We start from the raw sequence: 2,006 nt of genomic DNA, 5'->3' as shown, positions 1-2,006 counted from the left end.
CTCCAAGTCTTCTCTTCATCCCTTGGGCTTGTCTTGGCAACTAGATTAACTGTTACCCCGACTTATTGAGCCGATACATCGCCTTGATTTGGCAGAAGAGGGCTATCCCATTATACTGGTCAGTGTTACCCAAATTAGGAAACAGTAACTTATTTGAACAAACCCTCGCTCTACAACAAGTCTTACCATTACTTAAAGAATATAAAGTCATTGTGTTAGGAGACCGTGAATTTTGTTCAGTAGATTTGGGAAACTGGCTGAAGGCAATGGGTGTATCTTTTTGCTTGAGGCTCAAAAAGAATCATTGTCTGGCAACAGAAAATTCAATCTGGCAAAGGTTAGATCAACTAGGAGTAGTACCAGGAACTTCTTTATACTTTCAAGGAGTAAAAGTTAGAAAATCTCAACCAGTATGCGGGTTTGATATTGCCTGTAAGTGGAAACGTAACTATCAAGGATGGACGGTAAAAGAAGCCTGGTTTATTCTAACGGATTTAGGCTCATTACCAGCAGCGATTACTGCTTACAAACAGCGGATGGGAATTGAAGAAATGTTCCGAGATTATAAAACAGGAGGCTACAATTTAGAAGGGACTAGCTTAACAGGAGACCGACTCATTAAAATGATTTTATTAATGACACTCGCCTATAGCTCGGCTGTATTTCAAGGCACTAAAATTCAAAAAATGCAGGTGCAAAAATATATATCTCGTCCTAAAGAACCGAGAAAAAGATACCACAGACGGAGTACCTTTGGAGTTGGTTTAGATGGAGAGAAATGGGTTAATTATCTTGAGCAATATTCTGAATTTGTGCAAGAGTTAATAAATTTAACTCGAAATAAATGTCGCTTTTATCAACAGGGTATACGGGCTGCAACCCTTATTCATTCTACTTTGTAGCCCTCTTTGTCACCCTCCCAGAGATAATGATACTCTTTATTGGAAAATCTTAATGATTCTGGGAAAAATTGGTGCTAATGACCAAAAAGTTATTCACTACTTGATTGAAGTGGCAAACCAAGGAGAGAATTTAGAACGTTTTTGGGCTGTTAGAGCTTTAAGAGAAAGCCTGCGAGGAATTCTGCTGACTACAATAGTACAAGGATTGAAAAGATATCTTCAAAATCCACTTGAAGAAAATATTTCCTCTTACTTCCCGCTTGTTTGCTATGAAGTAATTTGGCTCTCCTCTCAAAAAATACCATACCCAGAATTCAATAATGCTTGGCATACTTAGTTGAGTAAAATCACAGATACTCTCGGTGGTTTGAGTGTGACGGCCCTACTCTGATTTTTCACATTTGCGTTTTTCAATCTCTGCGATCGGTAACAACAATGTCTTCTCAATATCCTCCCTCACTTCGAGGCTAATATTGCAACATATATAGCAATTCCATTTGAGATGTAAATATGGATTTCTATGGTAAAATAGAAAAGCTTGATAATAAATGAAAGGGAAGAAAGCAAATGTCAGCCAATCAAAATGAAAAAGAAAGATAAATAGAAGGTTTAATCAAATTTATAAATAGTAATGGAGACTCGCGAGAAATGAAGAGAGCCTTAGCCGTAAAACTGGCTCTACAAGGTTATGTGTACAGAGCGATAGAAAATATACTAAATGTATCTCAAGGTTATGTAAGTAAATGGAAAAAAAGATTTATAACACAAGGAATACCAGGTCTAAGATTAGGCTATAGAGGAGCGAAAACCAAGCTAACAAGAGAAGAGGAAGAATCAACCATACAGTGGTTATCATGCCAAGAATATTGGGATATATCCGAACTAGAAATATATTTAATAGAGGAGTACGATGTCATATTTGAATCGAAAGAAAGTTACTATAAGATTTACAGAAAAGCGAAGATAACCAGACAAAAAGCTGAAAAAGTAAATCCGAGAAAAAATGAAGAATTAGTCAAAAAAAGAAGGTAGTGCTTTTTTGTAAAGGGCGGAGAAAAATACTATAATTGATCGACGATCGCGACAGAGGAATGATTGAATGAA

Annotated in this window: 3 protein-coding genes; all 3 read left to right on the top strand. The window is 36.6% G+C overall.

The genetic code is table 11. The features are described from left to right. The first annotated feature begins 65 nt into the window (after positions 1-65). The 3 genes from QUA77_RS28970 (at position 66) to QUA77_RS28960 (ending at position 1,934) form a co-directional block, all read left to right on the top strand. Positions 66-902, top strand: coding sequence for an IS4 family transposase (locus QUA77_RS28970; protein ID WP_333454065.1), 837 nt, complete (start codon positions 66-68; stop codon positions 900-902). 52 nt (positions 903-954) lie between these two features. Beyond that, the gene (locus QUA77_RS28965) at positions 955-1,239 is read left to right on the top strand and encodes a hypothetical protein (protein WP_333454063.1); all 285 of its coding nucleotides are present in this window, start codon (positions 955-957) and stop codon (positions 1,237-1,239) included. Positions 1,240-1,550: 311 nt separating this feature from the next. Next, positions 1,551-1,934, top strand: a complete 384-nt coding sequence (locus QUA77_RS28960; protein WP_333454061.1) for a helix-turn-helix domain-containing protein — start codon at positions 1,551-1,553, stop codon at positions 1,932-1,934. Positions 1,935-2,006 lie beyond the last annotated feature (72 nt).

Source organism: Microcoleus sp. K5-D4, from assembly GCF_036704575.1.
Classification (GTDB): domain Bacteria; phylum Cyanobacteriota; class Cyanobacteriia; order Cyanobacteriales; family Microcoleaceae; genus Microcoleus.
This window is presented reverse-complemented; position numbering and strand designations above follow the sequence as displayed.

What these genes read in the sequence shown, in the direction of transcription:
- QUA77_RS28965 (WP_333454063.1), top strand. Translation starts at nt 955, where the DNA reads ATGATTCTGGGAAAAATTGGTGCTAATGACCAAAAAGTTATTCACTAC.
- QUA77_RS28960 (WP_333454061.1), top strand. Translation starts at nt 1,551, where the DNA reads ATGAAGAGAGCCTTAGCCGTAAAACTGGCTCTACAAGGTTATGTGTAC.